The sequence below is a fragment of the Pseudomonas sp. PS01303 genome (genome assembly GCF_029959385.1).
GTDB lineage: Bacteria > Pseudomonadota > Gammaproteobacteria > Pseudomonadales > Pseudomonadaceae > Aquipseudomonas > Aquipseudomonas rustica.
On sequence record NZ_JASCPK010000223.1, the window covers coordinates 1 to 6287 of the forward strand.

6 protein-coding genes are annotated in these 6287 nt (G+C 58.7%); 4 read left to right on the forward strand and 2 right to left on the reverse strand.

All coding sequences use genetic code 11. The annotated features are described in order from the left end of the window. Positions 1-139 precede the first annotated feature (139 nt). Both lolA and QMX93_RS29205 read right to left on the reverse strand, forming a co-directional pair. Complete coding sequence (gene lolA / locus QMX93_RS29200; RefSeq protein WP_053121592.1) at positions 140-760, reverse strand: outer membrane lipoprotein chaperone LolA; 621 nt, start codon at positions 758-760, stop codon at positions 140-142. 67 nt (positions 761-827) lie between these two features. Beyond that, the gene (locus QMX93_RS29205; protein ID WP_053121593.1) at positions 828-3236 is read right to left on the reverse strand and encodes a DNA translocase FtsK; all 2409 of its coding nucleotides are present in this window, start codon (positions 3234-3236) and stop codon (positions 828-830) included. A gap of 296 nt (positions 3237-3532) precedes the next feature. Between QMX93_RS29205 and QMX93_RS29210 the strand changes: the two genes are divergently transcribed. From QMX93_RS29210 to infA, 4 genes are all read left to right on the forward strand, one after another. Further along, positions 3533-3721: a hypothetical protein gene (locus QMX93_RS29210; RefSeq protein ID WP_282359039.1), complete on the forward strand. Its 189-nt coding sequence runs from the start codon at positions 3533-3535 to the stop codon at positions 3719-3721. 63 nt (positions 3722-3784) lie between these two features. Next, a complete protein-coding gene (gene aat / locus QMX93_RS29215; RefSeq protein ID WP_282359037.1) occupies positions 3785-4465 on the forward strand; it encodes a leucyl/phenylalanyl-tRNA--protein transferase in 681 nt (226 codons plus the stop codon). A gap of 57 nt (positions 4466-4522) precedes the next feature. Then, positions 4523-5230, forward strand: coding sequence for an arginyltransferase (locus QMX93_RS29220; RefSeq protein ID WP_053121598.1), 708 nt, complete (start codon positions 4523-4525; stop codon positions 5228-5230). Positions 5231-5342: 112 nt separating this feature from the next. Beyond that, the gene (infA, locus tag QMX93_RS29225) at positions 5343-5561 is read left to right on the forward strand and encodes a translation initiation factor IF-1 (protein WP_002553999.1); all 219 of its coding nucleotides are present in this window, start codon (positions 5343-5345) and stop codon (positions 5559-5561) included. Positions 5562-6287: the final 726 nt, after the last annotated feature.

A 6287-nucleotide genomic window follows, 5' to 3' on the forward strand; every position in this document is an offset into this window, starting at 1 on the left:
GGATTTATCCCCGCTGGGCTGCGAAGCGGCCCCAAACGCGACGACTGCTGCGCAGTCGAACGGGGATAAATCCCCTCGCCACAAAGTGCCCCTTAATACCAGGGTCTCTCCACAAGGGCCCGGTACAAGGGGCCGTGGTTTATTCCTGGATCACATCCGCACCCTTGGGGATGTCGAACTTGAACTTGGAGGCCGGCACTGGCTCGTTGGCCTTCACCCCGGTGAACAGGATGTTGGTGCGTTGGCCGACGCTGTCGATCAGTTGCATGTCATTAAGCAAACCGTTGCGGAACGACAGGCGCAGGTTGTCGAACAGGGTGTCTTTGGTTTTCGGCTTCAGCGTGAAGTCGATCACGCCGCCCGCTTCTTTCGCGGTGATGTCAAAGCTCTGGCTGATCTTCGACACGTCGCCGGACAACAGCAGCGCCGGGGTCTGGGTCAGACGCTCGTCGAGTTTCTTGATGGTCGCCTGTTCCAGATCCGGATCCCACAGGGTGACTTTCTTGCCGTCGGAAACCATGGTCTGCTCGGCCGGCGCGTTGGTGTGCCAGTAGAACAGGCCCGGGCGCTGCAGGGTCATGTTGCCGGTGGTTTCCTGCAACTGGGTGCCGCCGCCGTCGAGGGTCAGCTGCGAGAAGTTGGCGGTCAGGGTTTTCGATGTTTCCAGCAATTGGGTCAGACGCGCCACGTCCTTGTCATCGGCGTGAGCCGTGAGGGTGGTCAACGCCAGTACTGGCAACAGCATGCGGATAAGACGCATGGGAGTCCTCTTGAATACTCGTTGGGAGAGCGGCGAGACATCATTGCCCCGCCTCTTGCTTCTGGCTTCAGTCGCGAACCGGGCCCGGGGCCAGGACTTCACGCGAACCGTTGGTGTTCATTGAGGTGACGACCCCGGCCATTTCCATGGCTTCGATCATCCGGGCGGCGCGGTTGTAGCCGATCTTCAGCTTGCGCTGCACAGCAGAAATCGAGGCGCGACGGCTTTCGAGGACGAATTGCACGGCTTCGTCATACAGCGCGTCAGCTTCCGGGTCATCGCCATCGCCGCCACCGCTGCTGCCTTCAAAGCCGCTGCCCGCCTCTTCGACACCGTTGAGGATGTCGTCGTTGTATTCAGGAGCGCCGCGCAGTTTCCACGCTTCCACCACACGGTGAACTTCTTCGTCGGAGACGAACGCGCCGTGAACCCGGATCGGCAGGCTGGTGCCCGGCGGCATGTAGAGCATGTCACCGTGGCCGAGCAATTGTTCGGCGCCGCCCTGATCGATGATCGTCCGGGAGTCGATCTTGCTCGACACCTGGAACGCCATGCGCGTCGGAATGTTCGCTTTGATCAAACCGGTGATCACGTCCACCGACGGCCGCTGGGTCGCGAGGATCAAGTGAATACCGGCCGCACGCGCCTTCTGCGCAATACGGGCGATCAGTTCTTCAACCTTCTTGCCGACGATCATCATCATGTCGGCGAATTCGTCGACGACCACGACGATGGTCGGCAGCTTCTGCAACAGCGGTGCTTCGTCGTGAATGCTTTCGCGCTTGTACAGCGGATCGCTCAACGGCTCGCCGGCGTCCTGCGCTTCCTTGACCTTGGCGTTGAAGCCGGACAGGTTACGCACGCCCATCTTCGCCATCAGCTTGTAGCGGCGTTCCATCTCGGCAACGCTCCAGCGCAGGGCGTTGGCAGCGTCCTTCATGTCGGTCACGACCGGGCACAGCAGGTGCGGGATGCCTTCGTAGATCGACAGTTCCAACATCTTCGGGTCGATCATGATCAGCTTGGCGTCTTCCGGGCCAGACTTGAACAGGATCGACAGGATCATCGCGTTCACGCCCACCGACTTACCGGAACCGGTCGTACCGGCCACCAGCAAGTGCGGCATCTTCGCCAGGTCAGTAATCACCGGCTTGCCGCCGATGTCATGGCCCAGCGCCAGAGTGACCGGCGATTTGAAGTTGTCGTACTCAGGCGTCGACAGCACTTCCGAGAAACGCACGATCTGCCGATCTTCGTTCGGGATCTCGATACCAACCGTGGTCTTGCCCGGAATCACCTCGACCACCCGCACACTGGTCACGGCCAGCGAACGCGCAAGGTCTTTGGCGAGGTTGGCGATGCGGCTGACTTTGACGCCGGCGGCAGGCTGAATTTCGTAACGGGTAATCACCGGACCCGGGTGGATCGAGTCGACGGTCACTTCAACACCGAATTCCTTGAGCTTGATCTCCAGCAAGTGGCCGACCGCTGCCAGGGATTCCGGCGAGTAATTAAGTTGTTTCTTTTCCGCCGGATCGAGGATCGAGATCGGCGGCAAGGTGCCTTCCACGGCGCTGTCGACGAACAACGGCACCTGTTTCTCTTTCTGCACGCGCTTGCTTGGCTCAGGCGCTTTGGCCGGGGCCGGAGCGATGACTGGCGGAACCTGTTTCTCGCGATCGGACATGTGCTTGCTCAGCGCTTGCTCACGTTCGATCAGGCGCTCTTTGACTTTGGCCTGCTCGCGCTTGTCGGTCACCGTCGGCGCGACCACGTCGTGCACGCGATCATCGACCTCACGCAGTTGCGCGACCAGTTGCTTGCGCTCGGTACGCGCCGACCACCAGCGATTGAGCGCGCCCTGGAACAGTTCGAACAGGTCGAGGGTGATCTTGCCGGTGATGTCCATCACCTTGAACCACGACAGGTCGGTGAACACCGTCAGACCAAACAGGAACAGCGCGATGAACAACAACGTGCTGCCCTGAATGTTCAGCGCGTTCTTCGCCAGATTGCCGAGGCTTTCGCCCAACGCACCACCGGCACCGGCCGGCAGACCCGACGCGGCATGGAAATGCAGATGCGCCAGCGCAGCGCCGGACAGCACCAGAAACACCAGACCGATCAGGCGCCAGGAGAACAGCCAGCCGCTCCACTGCCACGGTTCGTGGCGTTGACGGAAGATCTGATAAGCCTTGATCGCCAGCAGCAACGGGAAGATGTAGGCGAAGTAACCCAGCACCATAAACAGGATGTCAGCGCTGTAGGAGCCCGCCGGGCCGCCGAAATTCTGTACGTCGTCGATCTTGCTGTTGTGGCTCCAGCCCGGATCGTCCTTGCCGTAGGTGAGCAAGGCCATCATCAGGAACAGGCACAAAGCGCCGATGGCGATCAATGCACCTTCCTTGAGCCGGTAGTGCAACTGTTGGCGCCAGAGCGGAACGACGGTTTTGGGTGCTGCGGTGGATTTCTTCAAAACGCTACTTTTCCTGCGCCAATGGCGCGTCCATCTATTGAATGACGATAAAAACTGCCCAATCCAGGCAGGTAACAAAGTGAACGAGCGCAACTGAGACTACTTTTAACACTGCGCCGTGGCTTTTAAAAACACGGCACAACGCGAATATTCTGTAACAGCCCGGCATTGTACGGGTTTGTACGTGCGATGCCATGCTTCAAACCCCAGGGTAAAGCATAGTCAAGCACACAAAAGCCGTGGGCCAATTTGAGCATGCATTACCTTTTGTGACAAAGGCTTATGAGGTGTATTTGATGAACGCAGCGAAGCATTCACGCCTGATCATCCTCAACTCCGACCCGACGCTGATGGAACGCTTGCATCAACACGCCACACGGGCTGCCATAGCGATCGTTTACGACCACAGCCTCGACGCCAAGTTGCAGCCGCGTCCATTCGGCTGCATGAGCGAGCAGTCTCTGGACGACATTCCTGTCATTTAACGGCACACTTTATCGCGGGCCGAACAGCCCGCCCCGCCCTCCCCTTCTGCAAGCCTGGATGCCATGCTGACTTGGTTACAACGCAACTCCCTGACTTTTCCGCCATTGGAAAAGGCCATGCGCGAACCCAACGGACTGCTCGCCGCCGGTGGTGATCTGTCCGCCGATCGCTTGATTCAGGCGTATCGTCACGGCTGCTTTCCGTGGTTTTCCGAAGGCCAGCCGATTCTCTGGTGGTCGCCGGATCCGCGCACGGTGATGTTTCCCGACGAACTGCACGTCTCGCGCAGCTTGGGCAAATTGCTGCGCAAGGAACGCTACCAAGTCACCTTCGATAAAGACTTCGACGCGGTCATTCGCGCCTGCGCCGCACCCCGCGATTACGCCGATGGCACGTGGATCACCGAAGCAATGCAGGACGCCTACGTTGAATTGCATCGACGCGGCTTCGCCCATTCGGTGGAGGTTTGGGATCAGGGCGAACTGGTCGGCGGCCTGTACGGGCTGGCGATGGGTCAACTGTTCTTTGGCGAGTCGATGTTCAGCCGCGCCGACAACGCCTCCAAGTACGGTTTCGCCACGCTGGTACGCCATCTGCGAGATTCGGGTTTTGTGCTGATCGACTGCCAGATGCCGACCGATCATCTGCACAGCCTTGGCGCCCGCTCGATCCCCCGTCAGGAATTTTCTGACTATCTGGCCCGACATCTGGATCAACCCAGTCGCGCCACTTGGGTTTGCTGAGCGACTTTTGCGCGCGTGGCTTACACTTAATTCACCAGCTTATCCCGAGGGTTGATCATGACCGAGTTGGCGCGTTTGAAGTTCTATGCCACTCAACCTCACTCTTGCAGTTATCTGCCTGAGGAGCAGGCTACCACCCTGTTTCTCGACCCGAGTCAGCCCATGGATGTGCATGTCTACGCAGACCTGTCGGAAATGGGCTTTCGTCGCAGCGGCGATCATCTGTACCGTCCGCATTGCCAGAACTGCAATGCGTGCGTGCCTGCGCGCATCCCCGTCGCACAGTTCACCCCCAATCGTCAGCAGAAACGCATTTTCAAGCGCAACGCCGATTTACAGGTGCGCCCGGTCAAACCGCAATTCAGCGAAGAATATTTCGATCTATATCAGCGCTACATCGAACAACGCCACGCTGACGGCGACATGTACCCGCCGAGCCGTGATCAATTCTCGACGTTTCTGGTGCGTGATCTGCCCTTCTCGCGTTTTTATGAGTTTCGTCTCGACGGACGGTTGCTGGCCGTGGCGGTGACCGATTTGCTGCCTAATGGCTTGTCGGCGGTGTACACCTTTTACGAACCGGCGGAAGAGCGCCGTAGCCTTGGCCGCTTCGGCATCCTCTGGCAGATCAGCGAGAGCCAGCGTCTGGGGCTGGAGGCGGTTTACCTTGGTTACTGGATCAAGAACTGCAAAAAGATGAACTACAAAACCCAATATCGCCCCATCGAACTGCTGATTAATCAGCGTTGGGTCATCCTCAACTAAACCAAAGCCCTAAACCCCTTGGCGTAAACCCCATTTTTCGGGCACAATGCACGCCGCTTTTGCCTGGCGCAGTTGCACCGGGCCATTCATTGGATACCGAGGGCTTTACTGCATGTCGAAAGAAGACAGCTTCGAAATGGAAGGCACTGTCGTCGACACCCTGCCCAACACCATGTTTCGTGTGGAGTTGGAAAATGGGCACGTCGTAACCGCGCATATTTCCGGCAAGATGCGCAAGAACTACATTCGTATTCTTACCGGTGACAAAGTGCGCGTCGAGCTGACGCCCTATGACTTGAGCAAAGGGCGCATTACTTACCGCGCTCGTTAATCAGGTCAATACAAGACGCCCGGTTTATGCCGGGCGTTTTTGTTTGTGCGTTTTTTGGGGTTTTGGGTTTTGGGGGCATATCCGTTGCTGCGGGTGATGCCGCCGGCGGTTTCGCTCTTACAGCGAGTCACCTTTTCCAGACGCCGAAAAGGTAACCCAAAAGGCTTGGCCCCGGCGTACGGCACTTCGCTTAGGCTCAGCGTTCCCTCGCTCCGGTGCCCATCAGGGGGCATCGCCTACGGTTTGCTTCGCTGCACCTCCTCTCGATGTATGCGGCTGCGCCGCATGGCGCTACGCGCCTACTCCTGATGGGCACCTACGCTCGGCCTGCCGAAGGGGCTGAAGATCAAAAGCCACATCAAAAGCCCCTCACCCTAGCCCTCTCCCGGAGGGAGAGGGGACTGATCGCGTGGATTGGGAGAGATACGCCGACGTGAAAGACCGAATTGAATGCATATTTTGAAAAGCCCCCAATCGGCTCCCTCTCCCTCGGGAGAGAGCTGGGGTGAGGGGCAAGAGCACCAAAAAAACTAAAACCGTGCGCGCTGTGCTCTTCACCACTCAATAGGCCGAGTGTCAGCTCGCCTGCTTTTGATCTTAGAGCCCGTCGGCAGGCTGAGTGGAGGGATTGATCCGGGGGTGGGAGCGCAGCGACCGTTTGGCGCAGCCAAACACAGCGAGAGGAGGTGCAGCGAAGCAAACCGTAGGCGCTGCCCCCCGGATCAA